Annotated in this window: 21 protein-coding genes; 16 read left to right on the top strand and 5 right to left on the bottom strand. The window is 36.6% G+C overall.

What is annotated here, in order from left to right; all coding sequences use genetic code 11:
- The first annotated feature begins 1 nt into the window (after position 1).
- The 6 genes from HT711_RS05775 (at position 2) to HT711_RS05750 (ending at position 11,242) form a co-directional block, all read left to right on the top strand.
- The gene (locus HT711_RS05775; protein WP_050252545.1) at positions 2 to 346 is read left to right on the top strand and encodes a hypothetical protein; all 345 of its coding nucleotides are present in this window, start codon (positions 2 to 4) and stop codon (positions 344 to 346) included.
- The gene (locus tag HT711_RS05770; protein ID WP_000096818.1) at positions 346 to 780 is read left to right on the top strand and encodes a protein-export chaperone SecB; all 435 of its coding nucleotides are present in this window, start codon (positions 346 to 348) and stop codon (positions 778 to 780) included. The genes HT711_RS05775 and HT711_RS05770 overlap by 1 nt, the downstream gene beginning before the upstream one ends.
- A 584-nt stretch (positions 781 to 1,364) precedes the next feature.
- Positions 1,365 to 6,773, top strand: coding sequence for a DUF1542 domain-containing protein (locus tag HT711_RS05765; protein ID WP_173249824.1), 5,409 nt, complete (start codon positions 1,365 to 1,367; stop codon positions 6,771 to 6,773).
- Positions 6,774 to 7,642: 869 nt separating this feature from the next.
- On the top strand, positions 7,643 to 8,572 hold the full coding sequence (locus HT711_RS05760) for a sugar ABC transporter permease (RefSeq protein WP_173249823.1): 930 nt from the start codon (positions 7,643 to 7,645) through the stop codon (positions 8,570 to 8,572).
- 13 nt (positions 8,573 to 8,585) lie between these two features.
- Positions 8,586 to 9,509 (top strand): carbohydrate ABC transporter permease, encoded by a 924-nt coding sequence (locus HT711_RS05755; RefSeq protein WP_000818348.1) that lies wholly within the window; start codon positions 8,586 to 8,588, stop codon positions 9,507 to 9,509.
- 254 nt (positions 9,510 to 9,763) lie between these two features.
- Positions 9,764 to 11,242 (top strand): ABC transporter substrate-binding protein, encoded by a 1,479-nt coding sequence (locus HT711_RS05750; RefSeq protein ID WP_173249822.1) that lies wholly within the window; start codon positions 9,764 to 9,766, stop codon positions 11,240 to 11,242.
- 145 nt (positions 11,243 to 11,387) lie between these two features.
- Here HT711_RS05750 and HT711_RS11245 read toward each other — a convergent pair whose 3' ends face one another.
- Positions 11,388 to 11,774 carry a hypothetical protein gene (locus tag HT711_RS11245; RefSeq protein ID WP_225904702.1) on the bottom strand — a complete coding sequence of 129 codons (387 nt, stop codon included), beginning with the start codon at positions 11,772 to 11,774 and terminating at the stop codon, positions 11,388 to 11,390.
- 183 nt (positions 11,775 to 11,957) lie between these two features.
- On the opposite strand from HT711_RS11245, the gene HT711_RS05740 reads away from it, so the two are divergent.
- Genes HT711_RS05740 through HT711_RS05730 form a run of 3 tightly spaced genes read left to right on the top strand, consistent with a single transcriptional unit; the run spans position 11,958 to position 14,389 of the window.
- Entirely contained in the window at positions 11,958 to 12,305 is a 348-nt protein-coding gene (locus HT711_RS05740; RefSeq protein WP_173249821.1) for a LytTR family DNA-binding domain-containing protein, read from the top strand.
- Positions 12,302 to 13,051: a response regulator transcription factor gene (locus HT711_RS05735; protein WP_173249820.1), complete on the top strand. Its 750-nt coding sequence runs from the start codon at positions 12,302 to 12,304 to the stop codon at positions 13,049 to 13,051. The genes HT711_RS05740 and HT711_RS05735 overlap by 4 nt, the downstream gene beginning before the upstream one ends.
- 3 nt (positions 13,052 to 13,054) lie before the next feature.
- Positions 13,055 to 14,389: a GHKL domain-containing protein gene (locus HT711_RS05730; protein ID WP_173249819.1), complete on the top strand. Its 1,335-nt coding sequence runs from the start codon at positions 13,055 to 13,057 to the stop codon at positions 14,387 to 14,389.
- Positions 14,390 to 14,495: 106 nt separating this feature from the next.
- Here HT711_RS05730 and blpC read toward each other — a convergent pair whose 3' ends face one another.
- The 3 genes from blpC to blpA are packed head-to-tail and all read right to left on the bottom strand — an operon-like array spanning position 14,496 to position 18,218.
- Entirely contained in the window at positions 14,496 to 14,636 is a 141-nt protein-coding gene (blpC, locus tag HT711_RS05725) for a quorum-sensing system pheromone BlpC (protein WP_173249818.1), read from the bottom strand.
- A gap of 56 nt (positions 14,637 to 14,692) precedes the next feature.
- On the bottom strand, positions 14,693 to 16,054 hold the full coding sequence (locus HT711_RS05720; RefSeq protein ID WP_173249817.1) for a bacteriocin secretion accessory protein: 1,362 nt from the start codon (positions 16,052 to 16,054) through the stop codon (positions 14,693 to 14,695).
- A gap of 10 nt (positions 16,055 to 16,064) precedes the next feature.
- Positions 16,065 to 18,218, bottom strand: a complete 2,154-nt coding sequence (blpA, locus tag HT711_RS05715; protein WP_173249816.1) for a peptide cleavage/export ABC transporter BlpA — start codon at positions 18,216 to 18,218, stop codon at positions 16,065 to 16,067.
- 309 nt (positions 18,219 to 18,527) lie between these two features.
- On the opposite strand from blpA, the gene HT711_RS05710 reads away from it, so the two are divergent.
- The 7 genes from HT711_RS05710 (at position 18,528) to HT711_RS05680 (ending at position 23,629) form a co-directional block, all read left to right on the top strand.
- Positions 18,528 to 18,755, top strand: a complete 228-nt coding sequence (locus HT711_RS05710) for a Blp family class II bacteriocin (protein ID WP_173220077.1) — start codon at positions 18,528 to 18,530, stop codon at positions 18,753 to 18,755.
- 51 nt (positions 18,756 to 18,806) lie between these two features.
- Positions 18,807 to 19,181: an immunity protein gene (locus HT711_RS05705; RefSeq protein WP_173220074.1), complete on the top strand. Its 375-nt coding sequence runs from the start codon at positions 18,807 to 18,809 to the stop codon at positions 19,179 to 19,181.
- A 5-nt stretch (positions 19,182 to 19,186) separates the two neighbouring features.
- A complete protein-coding gene (locus HT711_RS05700) occupies positions 19,187 to 19,405 on the top strand; it encodes a hypothetical protein (RefSeq protein ID WP_173213201.1) in 219 nt (72 codons plus the stop codon).
- Positions 19,406 to 19,484: 79 nt separating this feature from the next.
- Positions 19,485 to 19,733, top strand: a complete 249-nt coding sequence (gene blpZ / locus HT711_RS05695) for an immunity protein BlpZ (RefSeq protein WP_173220071.1) — start codon at positions 19,485 to 19,487, stop codon at positions 19,731 to 19,733.
- A gap of 538 nt (positions 19,734 to 20,271) precedes the next feature.
- Complete coding sequence (locus tag HT711_RS05690; RefSeq protein ID WP_173220068.1) at positions 20,272 to 21,465, top strand: OFA family MFS transporter; 1,194 nt, start codon at positions 20,272 to 20,274, stop codon at positions 21,463 to 21,465.
- A 195-nt stretch (positions 21,466 to 21,660) separates the two neighbouring features.
- Positions 21,661 to 22,647, top strand: a complete 987-nt coding sequence (locus HT711_RS05685; RefSeq protein ID WP_173220065.1) for a rhodanese-related sulfurtransferase — start codon at positions 21,661 to 21,663, stop codon at positions 22,645 to 22,647.
- Positions 22,648 to 22,768: 121 nt separating this feature from the next.
- Entirely contained in the window at positions 22,769 to 23,629 is an 861-nt protein-coding gene (locus HT711_RS05680) for a DUF4299 family protein (RefSeq protein ID WP_173220062.1), read from the top strand.
- Positions 23,630 to 23,828: 199 nt separating this feature from the next.
- On the opposite strand, the gene HT711_RS05675 is transcribed toward HT711_RS05680, so the two are convergent.
- A complete protein-coding gene (locus HT711_RS05675; protein WP_173219416.1) occupies positions 23,829 to 24,893 on the bottom strand; it encodes a DUF6574 domain-containing protein in 1,065 nt (354 codons plus the stop codon).
- Positions 24,894 to 24,942: the final 49 nt, after the last annotated feature.

Genomic DNA, 24,942 nt, shown 5'->3' with positions numbered 1-24,942 from the left:
TATGAGTTTATTGTCAAACTTTTTAGGAACTGAAGAATTTTCTTTGATGGATTCTCCAATGTTCCAAGAATTAGTTGAAAATATTAAGGCCAACAAAATTTATTCAGTAAACAATGAATTTGATTATGATTTGAATATATCAGGAAGTCTTAAAAAATATAAAGATGAAATCCATTTTACTCCTCAATTAAATAATCAAAAAGAGTTTGATGATTTGAATTCTGTAACTAAAGTAAATGCAATGCCTGAATATAATATAAAAAACAAGAAGTCATGTTTTTCATATTTACCAATAGATTCTGAAAACTTAATTACAACAAAAGAAAATAGTGAGGTGGCAGCTTAATGTCCTCTTTACAATTTAAAGATTACTTTTTAAATGAAGTATCGTATCGAAGAAATCCTAGTTTTGACCAAACAAATAGTACTATTAATTTACAGCCTGAATTGTCTGCACAGATTTTAATAAGAAAATCTGAAAACCTTGCTTATGTTAACTTGATAACAAAGCAAGGAAATATAGATTCAGATGATTCTGCTTTTGAGCTTATTGTAGATATTGTTGGAGAATTTTCATTTATATATGACGAGACAGAATTTGATATTGATTTTGAAACTTTTCTTAAAGAGAATGGTTTAGCAATTCTTTGGTCCTATATTCGGCCTATCGTATCTGATATGATTACTCGGGGTAATGAGTTCCCCAACTTCATATTGCCTGTCGTTAACATTAAAAAAATGCTTGAAGACAAAGATTCTATCAAGTTAACATACGAATAAAAACAGTGTATGTATTTTTCAAAGCTCCAATGAAATGCTTTCACATTTAAAAGGTATTCGGAGAACTATAAATCAAAATTGTGATAAAATAAATAGGATCAAAGAGTTTTGTATGATAGTAGTTTCAATTTAAACTCTACCTTCTTCGAGACTCAGCTATCAATGAAAATCACCAGAAGGGCAGTATTTTAAGGCTCTTCTGGTGGTTTTTGAATTGTTTGGTTAGTGTGAGATATGAATAATTGGGGGTTTAATATTCTTCGAAAATCTCTTCAAACCACGTCAGCTTCCATCTGCAACCTCAAAACAGTGTTTTGAGTAACCTGCAGCTAGCTTCCTAGTTTGCTCTTAGTATAAAAACAAGAACACCTTGCTTGGCGCAGGGTGTTTCGCGTGAAACAGAAGAATTGGATAAGATGCATCATATCAAGCTTAGTTCATAACATTTGATTTATAAAATAAAAAAGAGTATAATGAATTATGCCAGTCTAAAATATGCATAAATATTTTAGGGGAGGGGGCTTTTTATTTGTCCTTCCATTATATATTAACCGATAATTATCGGAAAAGGAGCAAAATGATATATGTTTTATAAAGGTAATGAAGATAGAGAAAAACGCCTGCGGTTTTCGATTCGTAAGGTTAGTTTTGGAGCTGCTAGTGTTGCAGTAGCAGCCTTGTTCATGTTTCCAGGAAATGGGACAGTGTCTGCCACAGAGCAAGGTGTAACCCCAACTAATGAGGGAAGACAAGGCTCACCACTGAAAGACCCAGATGTCCAGAATGGAACCTACGGGGCGACTCCAGTAGTCAGTCAGTTGGATGGAAATTCTGGTAGCAGTGAGACTACTGTTTCAAAAGAGAAAGAAGAAACAACTACTCCGACATCTACTGATGCAAGCGCACCATCAGTCGAATCACCTACTGTTTCAAAAGAGAAAGAAGGATCGTCTACTACTGCCACTCCAGCGCCAGTAGTATCATCGACTGCTTCAGCAACAGAAAAAGCAGAAGAAAAAGCTACATCTGACTTGGATAAAAAACAGCTGGAAGATTACGTAGCAGAAATTGATGCTAAATTAGCCTCAGGTAGCTATGCGACTAAGACAGATGAAAGTGTCGCAACCCTTAAAGAACATTTAGAATTAGCAAAACTTGCCCTAACAACAGCCACAAGTCAAGACGAGTTGACGAAAGCTTATAGAAAACTCTTTATGACAGCGAGCAGCGGTTTACGTAGTAAGCCTAAAGCGCAAGTGGAAAGCCCTAAACTAGATACCACAGAAGGAAAAGCGACTGTCGGTAAGAAAGCAAGCAATACTGAGAAAGCTACAGGAACCAACTCTATCGCAAACTCAGGACAACATGATCCACGTAATGGACAAGCCCTAGATAGAAACAATCCATTCCGAACAGATGGGACAACAACGGATACTGATCCATCAGCAAACCAGACTTACACAGAGCCTGCAGAAAATGCGGATTTAAAAACGTTAGCAGATAAGTTGAAAACATTACCTAATGTTATTGAGAATAATAAAAAAGTTCAAAATATGGATGAACTCGGGAATGCAAAAAATCTTGTAAAGGGTAGTGTTACGGAAATTAAAGAATTTGGTGGATGGAAAGCAGTAGGTGAAAATGGGAAATTTGCGATTGCTAGAAAAACTGAATCTGGAGTTTTCCCAGCATATACGGTAAATATCAATAGAACTAATCAGGTTTGGGTTAGGGAACAATCATTTGACAGAAGTAGTGAATACATTTTATTACTATCAAAATTAGTTACTAAACAGAATAGAACCGAACCAGTCTATGACGATAAACCCTATTTAGAAAATAATGAACCTGGTGCGAAAACAGCGAGATCGGCTAAATGGTTTGATGGGATTGAAAAAACTTTTAAAGCATATGCTTCGAATGAAGGAACAAAAGTAACAGTGAACTTTAAAACGGGTTATACTGGTGATAATAATGGATCAAAAGCTAAATATAAAGTAGAAGTGTTCAGTATTGAAAATGGCAATGAAAAGTCAATTTATACGGCAGTAGTCTCACCAGAAAATAACGTGAATAGTACTGAAATGAAAGTAGTTGCTGCAAGAGATGGAAATGCAAAAAATCAGATTTTTAATGCTAATAATCTTTCAAAAGAACAGATAGAAGAAAAATTAGCTTTAACTGAAAATAGACCGAATGCAACAGGAGGGACATTTACAAGTAGAGAAATTAATTTACCAAAGGGAGTAACTTCATATAAGGTAAGAATTAGTTTGGAAAACAAACATCAAGCTGGTATGAGTTATAATTCATCTTATTTACAGTACTCTTTACCTATTACTGGATTGGATTTCAATGTAAATCAAGATACAAGTATAGTTGCGAAGAACCTCTTACAAAGAATTTATGATAAGTTAAAAGCAACAGAGGAAGGAGATATTAAAGGGAAAACTGAAGTAACTATTAACGCTTATAGAGAGCAGTTATCAAATGTTAAGAAGTTATTGAATGGAGAATTAAAGACAACTCAGGACTATAAAAATATTGTAACTGCTGTGTTAGATGGGCAACGTGCATTAAGAACTGATAAATCAAAATTAGATACTTCAAATACTAAATTATTAAATTTAATAAATGAAAATCCAGACCCAAGAATTGGTAAGACTCCAAACTCTATAACTCCTTATGATTCTGCAAAAACTGAAGCAATAAATGCTCAAGAAGAGGCGGAAACTATATTAAATCAAGAAAATCCAGACCCAGATGTAGTAGCTGCCGCTGTAAGTAAACTAAATGAAAAATTAGCAGAGTTAAAAGCAGCTAAAGCGGGATTAGTAGTAGCTGCGACTGATGCACAAAAATCAAAATTGGCAACAGATGTAGTAAAATTAGTAAAAGCAGACACAAAAGGAAAAACTCAAGATAGCATTGATGTGTATGAAATAAAATATAATGCATTAAAAGCAGAATTAGATACAGCAATAGAAGCAGCAAAAGCTGTAGCGAATGCTCAAGAAAATGCAAGCAAAGTGTCAGCGTTAGAGGCACAAGAAAAAGTTACAGAAGTAAAAGAAAAATTAGCAGAAGCAAAAGAATTACTAAAAGATAAAGGAGATGTAACAGAATTAAAAGTAGCTAAGAATGATTTAAATAATTATATTAATCAGCAATTAAATTTAAACGTAACCCAAGGAAAAACAACGTCTACAAAAAATGCTTATGATACTGCTAATCTAGCAGCACAAAAGTCGGTAAATGATGCCCAGTTGGTAATTGATAGTCAAAATTCAACAATTGAAGATGTCGCAAATGCATTAGCAGATGTGAACGCTAAGAAAACTGCGTTAGAGGCAGCCAAAAAAGCCTTGGCAGATAAAGTAACTGAAGAACAAAAAGCAGCGTTAGGAAATGCTGATGAGGATCTTAAATTAGCAGACAAAACTGGTAAAACGAATGATAGTATCAAAGCTTATAATGATGAAGTTGGCAAATTAAGTGCAGACTTAGAAGCAGCGAAGCAAGCAGCTAAAGATTTATTAGCTAAAGGAGATAATGCTGGTGAATTAGAAGCTTACAGACTCCAAGCTAAGATTGACAAGTTGAAATCAAAATTAGCAACAGCAGCAAAACTTCTAAAAGATATTGATAAATCAGCTGTTAAGAAAGAAGTTGAAGAAGCTGCTAAGAATGCAACAGATACTATTGAAGCGAATGTAGATTTGCCAGCTGATAAAAAAGCAGAAGCGAAAGCAAAAATAGCCGACGAAGCAAATAAAGCAATTGCTGCAATTGATGATGCAACAACGGAAGATGATGTTACAGCAGCTAAAAATGCAGGTAAATTAGCAATTGCTAAGGAAGCAGCCAAAGCAGAACTAGAAGCAGCTCAAGCGATTAAAGAAAAAGTGATTGCTGGTAACGAGAAACTTTCTGATGACGAAAAACAAGCCGTTAAAGAACAAGTTCAGAATGTTGTAGATGAAGCTAAGAAAGCTATAGATGCTGCAACAGAGCAAGTAGCGGTAGATAATGCAAAAACAACTGGTAAAGAGGCTATAGATGCACTAAATCCAGTAGGAAAAGAAAAAGCATTAGATGAAATCCAAAAAGTAACAGAAGCTAAGTTAGAAGCAATTGATAAGAACGAGAAATTATCAGAAAAAGAAAAAATCAAAGCGAAAGCAGAAGTTGCAAAAGCTGCAATTGCTGTAGTGGAAGCCATTGAAGCAGCTACAACACAAGCAGAAGTAGATGCCAAAGTGACGGAAGGAAGTCAAGCTATCTCATCGGTTGCGGAAGTTGGAAAAGATAAGGCTAAGTCAGCAATAGACTCAGCCCTATCTGCTAAGGAAACTGCAATCGACGCCAACGATAAACTTTCAGACGCAGAAAAATCAGAAGCCAAAGCAGCAGCTAAGAAAGCCGCAGAAGATGTTAAGAAAGCTATTGAATCAGCTACAACACAAGCAGAAGTAGATGCCAAAGTGACGGAAGGAAGCCAAGCTATCTCATCAGTTGCAGAAGTTGGAAAAGACAAGGCTAAGGCAGCAGTAGACTCAGCCCTATCTGCTAAGGAAACTGCAATTGACAGCAACGCTAAACTTTCAGACGCAGAAAAATTAGCAGCCAAAGCAGTGGCTAAGAAAGCGGCAGAAGATGCTAAGAAAGCTATTGAATCAGCTACAATACAAGCAGAAGTAGATGAAGCTAAAACAACAGGAATAACAGCTATATCAGCAGTAAATCCAGTAGGGAAAGAGAAAGCCCTAGCAGAAATTGAGACAGCTTTAGCAGAAAAATCAAAAGCGATTGATGCAAGAACTGATTTATTGACAGCAGAAAAAACTACTGCCAAAAAAGCCGCAGAATCAGAAGCAGAAACAGCTAAGGATGCGATTCGTAAGGCAATGAGTCAAGACGATGTTGCTAAAGTAACGGAAGTTGGAAAAGCTAATATTGCAAAGATTGATCCAGTAGGTGCAAAAGCAGAATTTAAGAAAGCTGTTAAAGAAGTACTGGCAGATAAGCTGAAAGAAATCGATGCGAGAACAGATTTAACTTTGGAAGAAAAAGATAAGAAAAAAGAGTCGGTAAGAGAAGAAGCGGAAGCAGCTAATATTGCAATCGATAGCTCCACAACCCAAGCAGAACTCGATAAAGTTCTCAGAACCTTCTTATACCAAGTTGATCAAGATGCACTTGTAGCTGATCTTCCAGAATTAAAACTAGAAGACGCCCTGAAAGCTTTAATCAATGGAGTAGTGAAAGTTGAACGCGGTACAGCCCTTTCCCAAGCAGATGTGTTAGCGAAATTAGATTTACCAGAAGAAATCTCAGTCATCAAGATGGTATTGCCTGATACGAATACTATCGGTACTAAAATTGCTACAGTGACATTAAGACTAGCGGATGGAAGTGTACAAAAACTTGAAGTTCCAGTTGAAGTGATTTCACCAAACAATCAAGATATGATACCTCCATATAATGGTGGAAACTACGGCCCTTCTGCCGATAACGGAATGACGAACACTCAAGCCAAAGTGAATAAATCCAAGTTAGAAAGTGCTATTCATCAGCTAGATGAGCTAATCATCCAAGAATCAGCTAAGCTTGATGCAGAAACTGCAAAAGAAGCGAATGCATTATCAGCAGATGCTAAGAAAGTATTTGCTAACGCAGACGCAAGTCAAGCAGAAGTGGATGCAATGGTGAAACGTATCGAAGACTTTATGGCGAAACTTGCTCCAGTAGCTGACCATGTAACTCCAGCTGAGGATCAAGCATCTCAAACACCAGCTGTAGCTCCAGCTACTGCTCAAGCAGCGAATGCCAACCAAGAAGCATCAGCACAAGCAAATGCGCCTAAAGCATCTAAAGAATTGCCAAATACAGGTACAGCAGATTCTACTGTAGCTATGGTAGCAGCTGCCGCAAGTGCCTTACTTGGTCTTGGTCTTGCAGGACGTCGTCGTAAAGAAGACGAAGAAGCTTAATTGGTAGATTGTTTGATAATTATCAGATGATAAGTCCGATTTTCAAAGCTGAAACAAGTACCTCTCATAAGAAAATCTCCTAGCAGGAAAGCCTGCTAGGAGATTTTTGCATTTCAGGAAGTAGACGGCAAACTGTAACCGTTCAATAACGAGGTATATTGAAAAATTTCCAGACTCGAGAACTCACTGATAGTTACTAAGCTGGAGATTTCTTATTTGCAGTTTTTGTAGGGAGTCAGTCTCGGAGAAATCAGACACTATAATGAACTGAGTCTGGACTAGTACAATATTGCTTCTAAAACATTGTTATAAATTGACTTGGTCTTGCCTTATACTCAATGAAAATCAAAGAGCAAACTAGGAAGCTAACTGCAGGTTGCTCAAAACACTGTTTTGAGGTTGCAGATGGAAGCTGACGTAGTTTGAAGAGATTTTCGAAGAGTATTAGCTTTCTAAAAAAGTTGAGAAAAGTAGTACCTTTATTTTTAGACAGAGATTAGGATGAGTTTTGAGAAAAAACGTTAAAAAGAGAAAAATCTCTATGGTCAAAAGTCTAAGTGAACTTGATAATAGGCCTTTTTTCTAAAAATAGTGGGCTTCATTGCTCCTAAAATTTAGTTTGAGAGACTAGCACAGGGTAACAGAGTGACGCCATCACGGTGCAAATAGAGATAAAATAAACAATTGATTTAGGACATTTGTTTGATAGTGGTGATAAAGTTTTAAATCTGCTACATAATTTGTGGAGTTTTTTCTATAATTAGGAGTTTAACCTAATCTGCAAATAGGAGTATACTAATAATGTAATCGTTATCAAAAGTCTAAAAAGGAATTTTTAGATGGATATCAAAATAAAAAGGGAGGAAATTATGAATAAGTTTTCAAAAACCTTGAGAGACAACTGGATCTTTCTCTTGATGGTTTTGCCAGGGGCACTCTGGTTGATTCTATTCTTCTACATTCCAGTATTTGGGAACGTGGTTGCCTTCAAAGACTACCACATGACCAGTAATGGTTTCATAGATAGTATCATAAATAGTAAATGGGTCGGACTCGATAATTTCAGATTCTTATTTAGTTCAAGAGACGCCTTTATTATCACACGAAATACGGTTCTCTACAATCTTGGCTTCATCTTTCTAGGTTTAGTTGTATCTGTAGGGATTGCCATTATCCTCAGTGAACTCCGTTCCAAGAGAATGGTGAAGATTTTCCAAACTTCTATGTTGTTCCCTTACTTCTTGTCTTGGGTTATCATCAGTTTCTTTACAGATGCCTTCCTAAATATTGATAAAGGGGTATTCAATCATTTATTGGAAAGTCTTGGTCTAAAAGAAGCCAACTTCTACGCTGATTTAGGAATTTGGCCCTATCTCCTACTTTTCCTAGGTATTTGGAAAGGTTTTGGATATAGCAGTGTCATGTACTATGCGACAATCATGGGAATTGATCCAACCTACTACGAAGCAGCGACAGTAGACGGAGCCAGCAAATGGCAACGGATTCGCAATGTCACCATTCCGCAGTTGACACCGTTGGTAACTGTATTGACCATCCTTGCAGTCGGAAATATCTTCCGTGCAGACTTCGGTCTTTTCTATCAAATCCCTCACAATGCTGGTCAGCTTTATAACGTAACCAACGTCTTGGACGTATATGTTTATAATGGTTTGACCCAGACAGCGGATATTGGGATGGCTTCAGCAGCAGGTCTCTACCAATCAGTAGTCGGCTTGATTCTGGTGGTTCTATCAAACTTACTGGCAAGACGAGTTGATCCAAACTCAGCCTTGTTCTAGAAAGGAGGAGAATATGGCAGAAAAGAAAATTAAAAAAGAAAAAATTGATAATGTCGGCATTCACTCCTTCAGTAAGAAAGCAGATATCTTCTTCAGTATCATTTCGGGTTTGATTGCCCTCTCTTGTATCCTACCCTTCGTATTCGTTATCATTATTTCAGTGACGGACGAGAAAAGCCTCCTCCAATACGGCTACAGCTTCTTCCCATCCCAATTTGGATTAGACGGTTTTGAGTTCTTGGCACAGTTTAAGGATAAAATCTTACAGGCCCTCTTCATTTCTGTCTTTGTAACCGTAGTTGGGACATTTACAAATGTCTTTATCACAACAACCTATGCCTACGCTATTTCACGGACAACCTTTAAGTATCGCAGATTCTTTACCATCTTCGTTCTGCTCAGTATGTTGTTCAACGCTGGTTTGGTACCAGGTTATATCATGGTGACCCGTGTACTTCAGCTTGGTGACACTGTTTGGGCCTTGATTGTTCCAATGCTTCTCTCACCATTTAACATCATCTTGATGCGTTCCTTCTTCAAGAAGACCATTCCAGAAGCCATTCTCGAATCGGCTCGTATCGATGGTGCCAGTGAGGCTAGGATTTTCTTCCAAATCTGTTTGCCATTGTCACTACCAGGTATCGCAACCATCACGCTTTTGACAGCACTTGGTTTCTGGAATGACTGGTTCAACGCCCTTCTTTACATCAAGAGTGACAACTTGTATCCATTGCAATATTTGCTCATGCAAATCCAACAAAATATGGACTACATTGCCAAAGCGGTCGGCTTGACTGGTCAACTGGGAGTTGCTCTACCGAAAGAAACAGGTCGTATGGCCATGGTTGTGGTCGCAACCCTTCCAATCGCGATTTTGTATCCATTCTTCCAACGCTACTTTGTAAAAGGTTTGACTATCGGTGGTGTGAAAGAATAGTGCTTATTGAGAAAGAACATTTCTCAGTTCCCAACTTCCCTTGTGTGAAGTTAATACTCTTCGAAAATCTCTTCAAACCGCGTCAACGTCGCCTTGCCGTATAGATGTTACTGACTTCGTCAGTTCTATCTGCAACCTCAAAACAGTGTTTTGAGCAACCTGCGGCTAGTTTCCTAGTTTGCTCTTTGATTTTCATTGAGTATAAGATCATTACATTGTTTATAAGTTTAAAAATAAAAAAAGGAGTTTTTATCATGAAAAACTGGAAAAAATATGCTTTTGCATCTGCTAGTGTAGTCGCTTTGGCTGCAGGTCTTGCTGCTTGTGGAAATTTGACAGGTAACAGCAAAAAAGCTGCTGATTCAGGTGACAAACCTGTTATCAAAATGTACCAAATCGGTGACAAACCAGACAACTTGGATGAATTGTTAGCAAATGCCAACAAAATCATCGAAGAAAAAGTTGGTGCCAAATTGGATATCCAATACCTTGGCTGGGGTGACTATGGTAAGAAAATGTCAGTTATCACATCATCTGGTGAAAACTATGATATTGCCTTTGCAGATAACTACATTGTAAATGCTCAAAAAGGTGCTTACGCTGACTTGACAGAATTGTACAAAAAAGAAGGTAAAGACCTTTACAAAGCACTTGACCCAGCTTACATCAAGGGTAATACTGTAAACGGTAAAATTTATGCTGTTCCAGTTGCAGCCAACGTTGCATCATCTCAAAACTTTGCCTTCAACGGAACTCTCCTTGCCAAATATGGTATCGATATTTCAGGTGTTACTTCTTACGAAACTCTTGAGCCAGTCTTGAAACAAATCAAAGAAAAAGCTCCAGACGTAGTACCATTTGCAGCTACTAAGAACTTCATCCCTTCTGAGAACTTTGACTATCCAGTAGCAAACGGGCTTCCATTCGTTATTGACCTTGAAGGTGATACTACTAAAGTTGTAAACCGTTACGAAGTGCCTCGTTTCAAAGAACACTTAAAGACTCTTCACAAATTCTATGAAGCTGGCTACATTCCAAAAGACGTCGCAACAAGTGACACTACATTTGACCTTCAACAAGATACTTGGTTCGTTCGTGAAGAGACAGTAGGACCAGCTGACTACGGTAACAGCTTGCTCTCACGCGTTGCCAACAAAGATATCCAAATCAAACCAATCACAAACTTTATTAAGAAAAACCAAACAACACAAGTTGCTAACTTTGTCATCTCAAACAACTCTAAGAACAAAGAAAAATCAATGGAAATCTTGAACCTCTTGAATACGAACCCAGAACTTTTGAACGGCCTTGTTTACGGTCCAGAAGGCAAGAACTGGGAAAAAATTGAAGGTAAAGAAAACCGTGTTCGCGTTCTTGATGGCTACAAAGGAAACACTCACATGAGTGGATGGAACACTGGTAACAACTGGATTCTCTACATCAACGAAAACGTTACAGACCAACAAATCGAAAATTCTAAGAAAGAATTGGCAGAAGCTAAAGAATCTCCAGCGCTTGGATTTATCTTCAATACTGACAATGTGAAATCTGAAATCTCAGCTATTTCTAACACAATGCAACAATTTGATACAGCTATCAACACTGGTACTGTAGACCCAGATAAAGCGATTCCAGAATTGATGGAAAAATTGAAATCTGAAGGTGCCTACGAAAAAGTATTGAACGAAATGCAAAAACAATACGATGAATTCTTGAAAAACAAAAAATCATAAGATCAATTGATTTCGTGTATTCATTCCTAACTCCTAAAATAAGAATCACTGCTTTCCTCAGGCTTATCTGGGGGAGGCAGTGATTTTTTGAAAGTTGTTGAAGCCATGTATGCTGAGGAAATGTATAAAGACTACCAAACCTAATTTATTTCAGGTTGTTATAAATACCATCTAAATATGAGTGAATTTCTTGTCGTATAGATTGTAAAGAATGATTTCTAGCTGTATCAATGACACCGAATATTCTGTAATGACTACGGAAAAGTTTATCATAATCAATGTAACTTCCTATGATGATAATGTTGGCAAATTCAGAACGGAGTCGTATATCTTCTATATAAGAATACATTGTATCTGAAGATAAAAACATTGATTTTATGATAAAATAGGTAGTAGTGTTATAGGAATAGATGATACGCCTAGAAACTATAATTCTCGTTTTTGTTGATAAGTTTTCTTTAATATAAGAATTGATGTCACTTGTGATGATATATCCTAATAATGAAAAATGTAGAATTTGAATTGTATCCATATTTCTCCTCTTGCTCTATCATATCAAAAACATCCGATAGAAGATGTCGAAATCTTAGATTGTATAACTGTTAGCATGAAATGTTGAAAAATAACCATTTATGATAACTCAGATACCTTTTAAGATTTTTTCCATCATAGGATACTAGTTTTGATATGATATAGGAGAGTAAGGAGGAAAAATATGCAAGAATATATTTTAAGCCAAGGCAGAGCAGTTGTTAAAGTGCCTCATTCTAAGATTTACTATGTGACAACACATCCTACGAAGGCACATGCTGTTATTTTTATTACAGCTGATGGAGTATTTGAGAAGTATATGAGCCTAGCTAGAGTTGAGGAAATGAGTCTGGGTAAATTGTTCAGATGTCATAGAAAGTTTCTTGTTAACTTATCCAAAGTAATAGGATTGAAGTATGAAACGAAGACCATTTTATTTATGGATGAAAGAGTATCAGATATTATCTGCTCTAGAAGATATTTTAAAACTGTAAAAGAAAGATGGTTAAATACTAAAGGGGACGAGAAATGAATATCTTTATATTAGAGGATGATTTTATACAGCAGACTAGGATGGAAAATCTGGTGTATGATATTTTAGAGAAGAATTGTTGGGAAGTAAAGCACTGTGGTGTTTATGGTAAACCGAATCAATTGTTAGAAGATATGATGGAACGTGGAGGTCATCAACTTTTCTTTTTGGATATTGAAATTAAAAACGATGTTAGAAAAGGGTTAGATATTGCTTTGGAAATCAGAGATAGAGATCCAAATGCAGTCATTGTTTTTGTAACAACTCATTCAGAATTTATGCCTGTTAGTTTTCAATATCAAGTATCAGCTTTAGATTTTATTGATAAGGAATTGCCTGAAAGCTCTTTTAGGGAACGTGTGGAAAAGGCAATCGCTTATGTTCACAAGAATAAACATCAACTAATGACTGAAGATTCTTTTGTGTTTACAAATTCTAAAGCACTCGTTCAGGTTCCATTTTCGGATTTGCTTTATATAGAAACGTCAATGATTCCTCATAAGCTAGTTCTTTATTCTATGAGAGAAAGAATAGAATTTTACGGTAAAATTTCTGATATATTGAAGCAAGAACCCAGATTGGTTCAGTGTCATCGTTCTTTTATTGTGAATCCTTATAATATCTCTTCAATAGATAAGGAAGAAAAACTAGTCTATTTGAAGAACGGGTCAAGTTGCCTAGTATCTAGGTTAAAAATGAGGGCATTGCTGAATATAGTTAAAGATTTACATGATAGTAAGGAGTAGTAAATGTCATTTGTGTTAGTATCTTTGAATTTTTACATACTTTTATTTCTTCATGCAAAAATTTATGGCTATCAATTGACTATAAAGAGATCTTTAGAGTTATTGTTTTTCTATTTTTTATTAGAGTTTTTACTTTTAACCTTGATTAAGATGTTCTATATCCCTGTTGTTATTACAGTACTAGATTATCCCATCTTTTTTATTATCTATACATTGTTGTTGGATAAAAAGAAATACAGTCTGATATCGACACTTTTTTATGCTCTGTTTCCTATCACATTTTGGTCGATCATCTATGATTTTTTTGTTGATTTTATTATTCCTAATTTTGCTAGTTTAACAGAAATATATGTTTATTATGATGCTACCATTTTCTCAATTTTAGCAAGTCTCTTATCTTTGCTTATAATAAAAGTTTTTCAGTATGATTTTAGCTATTTAAGAAGTAAAGTGTTGGATAAACATCTGGATCAAATAATGAGGATTGCTAATGCTGCAATGTTGGGTTATTTTATCCTTATTCCTTTTATTGGTTACATTAAAAACAGCCTGAATTTATCTGTAAATCATTATCAAGGAGCTATAACTGCAATCTATTTCTTTTTATTTATCTATTTTGTCAATATACTGGACAGAAATGTACGTGAGGAATTGCAAAAAGATTTAGTACTTCAAAAAGAGATTCAACTTCAAAATCTTAAGAGCTATAGTAAACAAGTAGAAGGACTTTATCAAGAGGTTAGAAGCTTTAGGCATGATTATGCAAATATCTTAACAAGTTTAAAGATAGGGATAGACCGAAAAGATATTGATTTAGTTGCTCAAATTTATGACAGTGTCTTGAAAGACTCAGGGAAAAATTTAAAAGATACAAAATTTGATGTAGTGAGATTGAGAAATATAGAGGATTTATCCTTGAAGAGTTTATTAATCTCAAAATTATCCGAGGCTCAGAGTTTACTAGTGCCAGTTTCTTTGGAAATAGAAAAACCAATCGTTATCAAAAAGATTGAGGAAATTGATTTTTTAACAGTTGTTTCTATATTGTTAGATAACGCGATAGAGGCCGCTGCAAGCGCCACTGTCGAGGAACCTCTAAGTGTTTGTTTTTTTGAAGATATTAGAAGTAATAAGCAAGTTTTAATTATCCAAAATCCGACCCTAGATAGAGAGATTGATGTTACAAAAATATTTGAGAGAGGAATGTCGTCTAAAGGGCAGAATAGAGGAGTTGGTTTGTCTAATGTTAATAGTATTTTGACAAAATACCCAAATATCATTCTAAAAACTACAAGTTCTAATTTTAGATTTAAACAAGTCTTAGAGATAGAAGTATAGGTGGGGATGGGTGACTTGTATCTTCTATAATCTTTTCATGATAAAACGCATAGTATCAGTCATTTTGAAATCTGATATTATGCGTTTTTATAATTCTATAGATTTTTTATGGTTTGAAAGTAGTCCGTAATTTTAATGGTGTTGTTATGGTTTCATATAGCTCTTCCCACAATCCTCCACCTGTAATCTGGTTGAGTTCGGTAGTTGTTAGTTCTTGAAATGAAGTTAGGTTTTGTTTCTTATCCATGTTATGATTCTCCTTTTTGATAAGATAATAAATAGTTATAGAGTGTTATCTGAAAATTAATCAGAATGTGTTAAAATTTTATCTTTGAAATAATCAAAATATGTTTTCTTTGCAGTTACACTAGTGACGCGACCTTGTAAGCCATATTGGATGAGTTTACTATCCTCATTAGATAGTTTTGCAAGAGCGCTTAGTTTAAAGAGATTTCCTTGCTCTGTTCTGGTAGGAGTTTGATCAATGCTCTGAAGTTGGCCGATGATGGTAATGCCATGATTTCCAATCTTCTCCAGTTTTAATCTTACAGTTTGTCCTTTATCTAGTAGAGGTAGATAGTCAGAAGCTACGTAGTAAGTGATTAGTACTTCTCTTGTGTCTGTGATAACAGGGAATATTTGAGCAATTTCTGTACCAGTTGGAATTCTATTTTTACCTTCAAATTCGCTGTTCAGATGAACGATACCTTTACTTGGAGCGGTTAAGGTATTGTTTTCTAAGCGCTGTGTCGCTTGATCTAGTTGTACTTTTAATTCTGTTAATTGATTCTCCACGGTTAGTTGTTGCTGAGAAGCTGTTTGTAAAAACTGAGTGCGGAGTACTTCAATTTTGGTTGCTAAACTATTATCATAAGTTGCTACACTTCTGATACCAGCTTGCTGAATTTTGAGACTTGCGATAGATGATTCCAGACCTGCAATACTTTGATTAATTTGAGATAAAAATGGCTCCTCTGTAGTTCCTTGTGTTTGTCCTTGTGAGGCTACAAGATAACGATTCAAAATTGACTGGTGCGGATTGCCAGTTGGTAAGCGAGCCCTTTTATTTATGATAGCATCACTCAGCTCCTGGTATTCTCTAATCTGCTGTTGAACTTTTGAAATTTCTTGTTCAATAGCTGATGAACTGCTATTGGCAAGATTAGCTTGATTTGAAACTTCGGTGTTAGTCTTTGTGATACCCAGTTCAAGATCATGGGATTGTTTAGTAAAATTCCTAAAGGTATTATGGTAGCCAAACTCATCCTCGCCAGAAAAAAGATCAGTCGCTTTTTCTAAGCTTTGTTTCAAAATTCCAAGTCCTTCTTTTTGCTTCTCAAGTCTTTGTAATTGAGTTGCTAAGGCAGTTTTCTGACTTTCTTCCATTGTTTCAGAGTATTTGATGAGTAAGTCCCCTTTTTCAACTACTTGATTTGCCACTAAATGATTAGCTAGGATAGGATTATCACTTGTTGACTGAATAGATGAAATGACACTTGTAGGGGCGATTTCTCCTTGGGAAGTGACAGTAATTTCTTTTGTGGCAACAAGGGAGAAAATCAAGATGAAAGTAAATAGTAATGAAAGAGGTATAATTAACACTGTCGCATAGTTATGGTAACGTCTCTGATAAAACTCGACGCTTCTAAAAAGATTAGGATTCATGACATTCTCCTTATTTATTGAATAGATGATGGTAGAAACCTTGCGCCTGCATTAACTCTTGGTGGCTACCAACTTCAATGATTTTCCCCTGGTCAAGAACAATGACACGGTTGGTTCGTTCGGCTATACTGAGACGATGGGCTACAAAGAGAATGGTTTTATCAGTTAGGGACATAAGATTATCTATAACTTTTTTCTCAGTCAAGACATCAAGACCGCTAGTAGCTTCATCTAGTATTAAAACAGGAGATTTAGTTAAAAGAGCACGAGAGAGAGCGATTCGTTGCTTCTGTCCTCCTGATAGACCAGCTCCATCAGAGAGCTGAGTTTGATAGCCCATAGGCATTCTTTCAATGTCTTGACGGATTTCAGCTACTTCACAAGCTTTTAGAATATCTTCTTGACTAATCATATGATTACCGCCCAAGGTTAAGTTTTCCAAAATAGAGCCATTAAAGATATAGGCTTGTTGGGGTAGGTAATTAATATGACGGCGCAAGACTTTTTTATCAATGTTTTTAATATCCTGATGATTGATGGAAATATGTCCTTTGTAGGGTTCAAAGAAATTGACAATCATTTTGGCTAAAGTTGTTTTACCAGAACCACTAACTCCAACTAGGCTAACCTTATCTCCTTGTTTAATCGTGAGATTAATATCTGTTAAGGTATCTCGTCCAAAACCATACTTATAAGAAAGGTCATCAAATTCAATATCGCCCATCAAAAAATGTGAATGAACAGGGTTTTCTTGAACTTGAAATTCAGATTCGACTAGATAGACTTCGTTCAAACGGTTATTAGCAACCTTCGCAGATTGGAGTTTGGTTTGGAGGTTGATAATATTTTCCATAGGAGTTGTAAAGTAAGAAAGAAGTGTGTTAAAGGTAATCAGCTGACCGATAGAAATTTTACTCGACATGACTAATTGAGCGCCAAACCATAGGATAAGGATATTCAGAACTAATTTTGTTCCCTGCTTTAAACTTGTTTGTAAAATAGAATATTTACTGAGCTTAAAGGATTTTTCCAAATAATCTACAAATTCGCTGTCTATATTTTGATAGCGATTTTCTTCACTCGTGAGCGACTTTATAGTTTCAATCCCGTTGATATCTTCGATAATGGCAGAGCTAACCATAGAATTACTTTGCATGACATCATGGTTCATTTTTTCGAAAGGCTTCATAAAAGAAAAGATGATGAACATGTATATAGGAATAGAAATAAGAGAAAGAAGGAAGAGATTAGGGTTTTGTGCCAGTAAGACGCCCCCTACAAGAATCAGAATAGAAACATCCAGGAAAAGAGAAAGAATGGTAGAAGCCAAGGCATCTATAATAGAGTTAGCATCTGTGAACCGTGAAATGATTTCTCCTGTACGACGTGTCGCAAAGAAAGACATGGGAAGTTCAAAAATATGGCGAATATAGGACAAAATTACATCAATACTTAATCTTTGACTCAGAACAGTTAGGAGATAATCTCTGGAGAAGCTCATGACTTGTTGGAGGATATAGGTGATAACCAGACCAACTGAGATGATTCCTAAAGTTGATTTCATCTGATTTGGAATGTATTCATCCAAGATTCCTTGGAGATAATAAGAACCACCTATATTGATAATCGTGACCAATAAGCTTGAGAGAACAATGTAAGCAATGAGAGATTTTTGCTTGAAAATCAGAGGAAGGAAGCTTAGTAGATCATTCTTTTTATCTTTATGGGGTTGATAGCTGGGTTTGGGAGCTAGAAAAATAGCTACTCCAGTCCATTCAGAGAAAAAGCGTTCTTTTGACATTTTAGTGATTTTTACAGAAGGGTCAGGATCACCAATAATCAGATAGTCTTTCTTTGTTTGATAGACAACATAGTAATGTTGGAGTTTTCCTTCTTTGTTAACGTGAACGATAAATGGATAGGGGACATCACTCATGTCAAAGAGCGTTTTATCTGCTTGAACAGGTCTTGTTTCAAAGCCCATTTCATCAGCGGCTTTTACAATGCCAAGGGCAGTCGTTCCTTCTTTATTGGTCTTTGCAAGTTCTCTCAAGTGAGCTAGAGAAAAATCTGAACCATAGAATTTAGCAATCGAGGCTAAGGCAGCAACACCGCAGTCTCTAGCATCTATTTGAGGAACAAATGTACGTTTATAAGAAGTCATTGGCAATCCCTTTCATATAGTAGATAGATATATTATGCCAAACTTTACTAAAAAACTTCCTGCTAAATCGTAAACGGTATTTATATTGTCATGAACAGTAATTTTTATTAAGTAAGATGAACCATTGATTTTTATAGTTGACGATAGTATATATTAGTTTTGGTCTTTGATAAAATTTATGAAAAACATTTCGTGATGAAAAAAAGACATTTTATGATTTTAAAGAAATGATATCAGTTGATTATGATATATTGATGTTGTCAAGGTTGCAACAAAACAAAAATTAAAAATAAAAAGGAGGTATTCATCATGAATACAAAAACAATGTCACAATTTTCTGTTATGGATAATGAAATGCTTGCTTGTGTTGAAGGTGGAGATAAAGTAGGGGCTGGAGAAGTTGTTCAAGCATTAGGAATTTGTACAATAGGAGGTGCAGCTCTGGGGAGTGTTATCCCAGTTGTGGGAACTCTTGCCGGCGGGGTTTTAGGAGCACAGTTTTGTACAGCGGCTTGGGGAGCTTTTAGAGCAAGTTAAACTTTTAGCGATATAGTAGATTGGAAATAGTAGTAAAAGGAGGTGATTTATATGAAATACAGATTATTTTTTGTTATTTTATTGAGTAGTATGTTGGATATTCTTTTAGGTACATTTTTGAAAATCTCGAATGTATCGATTGGGTGGATTGTTCTCTACAGTGGCTTATTTGAAGCAGGAGTTTTCCTTCTTGCTAATAAAGGTTTGGCGGTAAAAATCAAGGAAGCAGACATTCAAAAACGCTTTAAATTTATTTTTGGAAAAACGTTATGGTTTCAAATTCTTTTGCTCATCTTTTTGGCGGTAAAACTTTATCTTGGTTTGGATGAGAGACTGATTTTACTTTATGGAAATATTTTCATTGTCTTTAATGCCTTAGTTTATCTTTTGTCTACTAGCCAAATTAATTTAACAAAGAAAGCGTGAAAAGAATGGAACAATCAGTAAATAATTTTATCATTTTATCCGATGAAAAATTAACAATGATAACAGCTGGTGATAAACAACTTGCAGACAGATTTTTAAGTGGAGTAGGTGGTGCAGTTGAGGGGCTTTCGCTTTGTGCACAGACAATCCCTTTCCCAACTCCGCAGATTTATTTAATTTGTGCAGCTGGTGGGGCGGCAGCTTCAGTTTTATGGCCACATTAGAGGATTTAGTTAGGATATAGAATTATTAATCTGGGTATCTCTTTGCGCTTATACTCTCTATACTGTATAGGAACGTATCATGTATAAACACTTATTTTTTCCATATTCAAAAATCTTAGACTGGTTGACACCCTATATTCTAGTCTTGGTTTCTGACACCATTGCATTTAATGTTTTTGTGCTAACCTTTGTATCTGTAGTGGTTTTTTCTTTCCTGAATCCCATGCTAGCTTTTATAGCTATATTCTTAGGGGCTGGCTATGTTGTCGGATTTTGGTTATTAAAATGGTTTGTTTTAGAGAGATTGGAGGTAAAGGATGACTTGTAGGAAGGTGTACTTAGTGTTTAAGTGGTTATCTTTATGGTCGTTTTCAATAAAGATTATACCTTGTTTTTGATTTTTAGTATAGTAACGTCAAATGTAGCTCCTTACATTCATTCCTAACTCCTAAAATAAGAATCACTGTTTTCCTCAGGTTGGTCTGGGGAGGGCAGTGGTTTTTTACCTTATTTAGATAATTATCCGAATTAGATGATATAAACAATATTAAAATGATAACAGATGATTAAAATATTAAAATTTCTTATATCTTTATTAATTTTTCTTAAGTAGATTTTTAGAATAAAGTAGCTTATAATAAGAGTACAATGAAAGCGCTTAACATTGTGAAAATTCATCTTGTTCTGATTTAAGAGATCTATAGATACAAATTTTTAAGCAGTCGTATATAGATGTATATCATTTACATAGTTCTATATACTTAAAAATTTATACAATGATCAATTTAAACGAGATAGGTGAAAAAATGATAAAAGTTGTTCTCTATTCTTTTTAGGAACAAGAAATTTTACATGAGGTTATTCAAATGAAAAAAACACCCAATCGATGGTTAATTTTGGCAGCAGCCATTTTAACGAATCTATCTCTAGGTGCTGGTTACGCCTGGTCAGTTTTTCAAAAGGCGCTGCTAGAAACCAATTCTAGTCAAGGATGGGTTCAATCCCAAACTTCTTTGGCCTTTAGTATTTCTTTTGCAATGGTACCTGTTGGTATGATTATTTTCGGTCCTAAGGTTGATTCAGCAGGACCTAAGAAATTTGTATTCCTAGGTGGTATTCTCTTCGGTGCTGGTATGTTTGCTACTGGATTTGCTACTTCTCTTCCAGTCCTTTACCTCACTTACGGGGTTGTCCTAGGACTTGGTATTGGTTCAGCTTATGGAGCATCTACTTCAGTTGCCACTAAGTGGTTCCCAGATAAAAAAGGTTTAGCTGGTGGTTTGACAGCAGCAGGTTTCGGGTTAGGCCCGCTCATTATCGGTCCAGTTGCCAAAGCTTTGATTGCTTCTATGGGTGTTTACTCAACATTCAAAGTATTGGGTATCATTCTTCTAATTGTTATTTGCACTTCTTCATTGGTAATGGAGAAAGCTCCTGCAGCAGCGCCGGCATCTGGAACAGCTCAACCAGAAGGTAAAACTTACAAAGAAATGCTTCGTGATGGAAATTACTGGCTTCTATGGTTGATTTACGTTCTTGGTGCTACTGGTGGAATGATGATTATCGGTACTGCAGCATCAATTTCTGACCAGTATAAACTTGTAGGAGAAGCTACACTCTTTGTTATGCTGGTATCTATCGCTAATACATTTGGTCGTATCTTCTGGGGTACGGTATCTGATAAGATTGGTCGCTATCCTACTGTTATTGCCATGTTTGGAGCGGTTGCTACTGGTTTGTTGCTCACAGCCTTATTCAAAGGTCCTGGAAGCATCTTGGCCATCCTTGGAATTATGATGGTTGCCTTGTCATTTGGAGGCTTCCTAGGTTCATTCCCAGGAATTACTGCTGAAAACTGGGGAGTTACATACGTAGGGACAAACTATGGATGGATGTTTACTGCTTATGGCGTAGCTGCTATTGCTGGTCCTCAGTTAGGAGCACGTCTTGCACAGGCAAACCAAGGAGATTATACAATGGCCTTCTTTATCGTTATCGGCATGGCTATCCTTGGTATTTTACTCCAACTGTTCTATATGGCTAAAGCTAAAAAAGTTTAAAAATGAATCCTTGGAAAATCCAAGGATTTTTTAAAATATGATTGATACTAAGTGTAGTGTACAAGAAATTTTTTTCTAAATTGAAATATAGCAATTTCCAGTCAAATAAATTGCATTCGTTTTCTCAAGCAGGTATACTAGTATGGATAAATAAAAAATTTAGAAAATTTAAGAATAGAAAAGAGAACAAATCTTATGGCAAAAGATATTCGTGTCTTACTTTACTACCTTTATACTCCAATTGAAAATGCAGAGCAATTTGCTGCAGACCACTTGGATTTCTGTAAATCGATCGGCCTTAAAGGCCGTATCCTAGTCGCTGACGAGGGAATTAACGGAACAGTTTCAGGTGATTATGAAACAACTCAAAAATACATGGACTACGTTCACAGCCTCCCAGGTATGGAAGACCTCTGGTTCAAGATTGACGAAGAAAATGAACAAGCCTTCAAGAAGATGTTCGTTCGCTACAAGAAAGAGATTGTCCACCTTGGTTTGGAAGACAACGACTTTGACAATGACATCAACCCACTTGAAACAACAGGTGCTTACTTGTCTCCAAAAGAGTTCAAAGAAGCGCTTCTTGATAAAGATACCGTTGTCCTTGACACACGTAACGATTATGAGTACGACCTAGGACATTTCCGTGGGGCTATCCGCCCAGACATCCGCAACTTCCGTGAGTTGCCACAGTGGGTTCGTGATAACAAGGAAAAATTCATGGACAAGCGTGTCGTGGTTTACTGTACAGGTGGCGTTCGCTGTGAGAAATTCTCAGGCTGGATGGTCCGTGAAGGTTACAAAGATGTCGGCCAATTGCACGGAGGAATCGCAACTTACGGTAAAGACCCAGAAGTTCAAGGTGAGCTTTGGGATGGAAAAATGTATGTCTTTGACGAGCGTATCGCCGTTGATGTCAACCATGTCAACCCAACTATCGTAGGGAAAGACTGGTTTGATGGAACACCATGTGAACGTTATGTCAACTGTGGAAATCCATTCTGTAACCGTCGTATCTTGACATCAGAAGAAAATGAAGACAAGTACCTTCGTGGATGCTCACACGAGTGCCGTGTTCACCCACGTAACCGCTATGTTTCAGAACATGAATTGACACAAGCTGAAGTGATTGAGCGCCTAGCCGCTATCGGTGAAAGCTTGGATCAAGCAGCTACTGTATAAGATCAAACAGTCCTCAGGGGCTGTTTTTCTATGCTTTGTACTCAAAAATCTAAAGTTTGTTTCTGTATCTTTCAGGAAAATAAGGTTTACTGTATGTAAACGATTTCAAAGGAGTCCAGTTATGGCGAAAACATTTTTTATTCCAAATAAACAGAGCATTTTAGGAGAACAGGAGATTTTGACTGCCAAGTCTATCTTGGCCTTGGTAGATGGCTTGGAGTCACATAGCTATGATGCAGTCTATCTCCGTCAGCCTCTTAACCGTCTTGAGTATATCGAGTGTGCGATAGTGGGGCAATCACAATTTCTTTTTAAGGTCAGTTATGCTGATGGTCAAAAGGCTTACCGTGTCGATCTTCCTGACCTACTAACGCAGATAGACTGGGAGATCATCAAGTCATTTTTAGATGCTTTGCTTGCTTATACAGGAACTGAGATTGAGGGACTCGATGATTTTGACTTTGAAGATTATTTTCAAGCAAGTATTCAAGCCTATCTGGCAGACACTGCAGCCCGCTTTACGATTTGCCAAGGAATTTTTAACCCTGTTTTCTTTAGTCATGAGGACTTGGAAAGCTTTTTAGAGGAAGATGGTTTGGCTCAGTTTGAAGCGTGTGTGCGTGCGGTTCAAGAGACAGATGCTTACTTTGCAAGAGTTTCCTTCTATCAGGATGGAGAAGCCCAAGTGCACGGTGTTTACCATCTGGCTCAAGGGGTCAAGACTGTTTTACCGAGAGAACCATTTGTACCTGCTGCCTATATTGAGCAATTGGTGGATAAGGAAGTCCAGTGGGAGATTGACTTGGTTCAAATCACAGGAGACGGCTCTAAACCAGAAGACTATGAAGCCATTGCCCGATTGGACTATGCAAAATTCCTAGAGTCACTACCATCAGCATCTTACCACCAACTAGACGCCAATCAATTAGAAGTACAACCCATCTTAGACAAATATTTTAAAGCATTAGCACAAGAAAAGTAAAGCAGAAGCAGGTCAATCGACTTGCTTTTTTGGCATAGAAAAATCCTGCCATGAAAGACAGGATTGCTACTCAATGAAAATCAAAGAGCAAACTAGGAAGCTAGCCGCAGGCTGCTCAANNACTGACAAAGTCAGGAACATATATCTACGGTAAGGCGAAGCTGACGTGGTTTGAAGAGATTTTCGAAGAGTATGAAGTTTAAAGAAGGGCCAAGATACGAAGATAATCTCCAATCAGTGCGACTTCAGCTACAAAGAAGAGGAGGATAATAACTCCGTTCACAAGGACAGACAAGAATAATTGATAGAAGGAGTCGGCTTCACTTGCTTGACTTGGTCTGGTAATGATATGGAGACTAGCAAGCAGAATGATTCCAATGCTAATCACACATAAAAGGGCTGAAAATCGTAGGCTATCAAAGAAGGCAAAGAAACTAGCAATAGCAGTGAGGAAGATTGGAATTGCCAAGAGTTGACTATATTGTTGGAGAACCTTTTCTAGCGTCCAGTCCTTTTCTTGGTAGATAAATCGTCTCACGACGAAACTACCCAAGAGGAATGAAAAGAAGAAGAGTGTTGTCGCTACTAGGATAGAGATGATCGAAAAGAGATTTAATGAAGCAAATTGTTCAGGGAAGTGATTATGCATAGTTGCTATATGTCCATAGTAAGCATGTTTGATATGGTAGATACTAAAGAAAAAGGAAGATGCAGAAAACAGAATGAGCAAGAGAAAGGCTGTGTAGCTGTGTGTGCTACTTGTTTCAAGCTTGCTTGTAGGAGATTTGAGAGCCTCCACTAGCCAAGACCAAAAATCAAGTACTTGCTCTTTCCATCTATCCGTAGATTTTGGAGCTTGGTCGGGGATATAGGGACTTTCTAAGGATTTACTGAGAAGAAGAGGCTCTTTCAAGATTGTTTTTTGCTGAGGAAGTGCTTCTTGGCTTTCTTCAGCTTTAGTGACTTTTTCTGTTTCCTCAGAAAGATCTTGCTCTTCTTCAGTAGAATTAGATGCCTTCTTTTCTTCTATTTCTGTTCTCGCTTCACCGCCTTCAGGAGTTTCAATTTTCTCTTCTTGCTGGCTTTCCAGTTCGACTTCAGCTTGAGAGACTTCCTCCTCTACTTGAGTATTTTTTTCAATTGGTGTATCGAGATCGGCTATCGTTTCTTCAGCCTTGTCTGCAACCTCTTGAGCTTGCTCTTCAGGCTTGTTCTTGCTTGTTGTTTTTACAAAATCATTACTTTCAAACCATTCTTGTTTCATGGTAGAACCTCCTTTTTAGTTAGATAAATATGCTTCTATAGTAGCAGAT

The sequence above is a fragment of the Streptococcus sp. 1032 genome (assembly GCF_013277015.1).
Lineage (GTDB): Bacteria > Bacillota > Bacilli > Lactobacillales > Streptococcaceae > Streptococcus.
The sequence above is the reverse complement of the archived record's forward strand: the minus strand, read 5'-3'. Positions and strand labels throughout refer to the sequence as shown.

Excerpts from the sequence above, each read along its gene's own strand:
- HT711_RS05775 (WP_050252545.1), top strand. The coding sequence starts at position 2 with ATGAGTTTATTGTCAAACTTTTTAGGAACTGAAGAATTTTCTTTGATG.
- HT711_RS05770 (WP_000096818.1), top strand. The coding sequence starts at position 346 with ATGTCCTCTTTACAATTTAAAGATTACTTTTTAAATGAAGTATCGTAT.
- HT711_RS05765 (WP_173249824.1), top strand. The coding sequence starts at position 1,365 with ATGTTTTATAAAGGTAATGAAGATAGAGAAAAACGCCTGCGGTTTTCG.
- HT711_RS05760 (WP_173249823.1), top strand. The coding sequence starts at position 7,643 with ATGAATAAGTTTTCAAAAACCTTGAGAGACAACTGGATCTTTCTCTTG.
- HT711_RS05755 (WP_000818348.1), top strand. The coding sequence starts at position 8,586 with ATGGCAGAAAAGAAAATTAAAAAAGAAAAAATTGATAATGTCGGCATT.
- HT711_RS05750 (WP_173249822.1), top strand. The coding sequence starts at position 9,764 with ATGAAAAACTGGAAAAAATATGCTTTTGCATCTGCTAGTGTAGTCGCT.
- HT711_RS11245 (WP_225904702.1), bottom strand. The coding sequence starts at position 11,774 with ATGGATACAATTCAAATTCTACATTTTTCATTATTAGGATATATCATC.
- HT711_RS05740 (WP_173249821.1), top strand. The coding sequence starts at position 11,958 with ATGCAAGAATATATTTTAAGCCAAGGCAGAGCAGTTGTTAAAGTGCCT.
- HT711_RS05735 (WP_173249820.1), top strand. The coding sequence starts at position 12,302 with ATGAATATCTTTATATTAGAGGATGATTTTATACAGCAGACTAGGATG.
- HT711_RS05730 (WP_173249819.1), top strand. The coding sequence starts at position 13,055 with ATGTCATTTGTGTTAGTATCTTTGAATTTTTACATACTTTTATTTCTT.
- blpC (WP_173249818.1), bottom strand. The coding sequence starts at position 14,636 with ATGGATAAGAAACAAAACCTAACTTCATTTCAAGAACTAACAACTACC.
- HT711_RS05720 (WP_173249817.1), bottom strand. The coding sequence starts at position 16,054 with ATGAATCCTAATCTTTTTAGAAGCGTCGAGTTTTATCAGAGACGTTAC.
- blpA (WP_173249816.1), bottom strand. The coding sequence starts at position 18,218 with ATGACTTCTTATAAACGTACATTTGTTCCTCAAATAGATGCTAGAGAC.
- HT711_RS05710 (WP_173220077.1), top strand. The coding sequence starts at position 18,528 with ATGAATACAAAAACAATGTCACAATTTTCTGTTATGGATAATGAAATG.
- HT711_RS05705 (WP_173220074.1), top strand. The coding sequence starts at position 18,807 with ATGAAATACAGATTATTTTTTGTTATTTTATTGAGTAGTATGTTGGAT.
- HT711_RS05700 (WP_173213201.1), top strand. The coding sequence starts at position 19,187 with ATGGAACAATCAGTAAATAATTTTATCATTTTATCCGATGAAAAATTA.
- blpZ (WP_173220071.1), top strand. The coding sequence starts at position 19,485 with ATGTATAAACACTTATTTTTTCCATATTCAAAAATCTTAGACTGGTTG.
- HT711_RS05690 (WP_173220068.1), top strand. The coding sequence starts at position 20,272 with ATGAAAAAAACACCCAATCGATGGTTAATTTTGGCAGCAGCCATTTTA.
- HT711_RS05685 (WP_173220065.1), top strand. The coding sequence starts at position 21,661 with ATGGCAAAAGATATTCGTGTCTTACTTTACTACCTTTATACTCCAATT.
- HT711_RS05680 (WP_173220062.1), top strand. The coding sequence starts at position 22,769 with ATGGCGAAAACATTTTTTATTCCAAATAAACAGAGCATTTTAGGAGAA.
- HT711_RS05675 (WP_173219416.1), bottom strand. The coding sequence starts at position 24,893 with ATGAAACAAGAATGGTTTGAAAGTAATGATTTTGTAAAAACAACAAGC.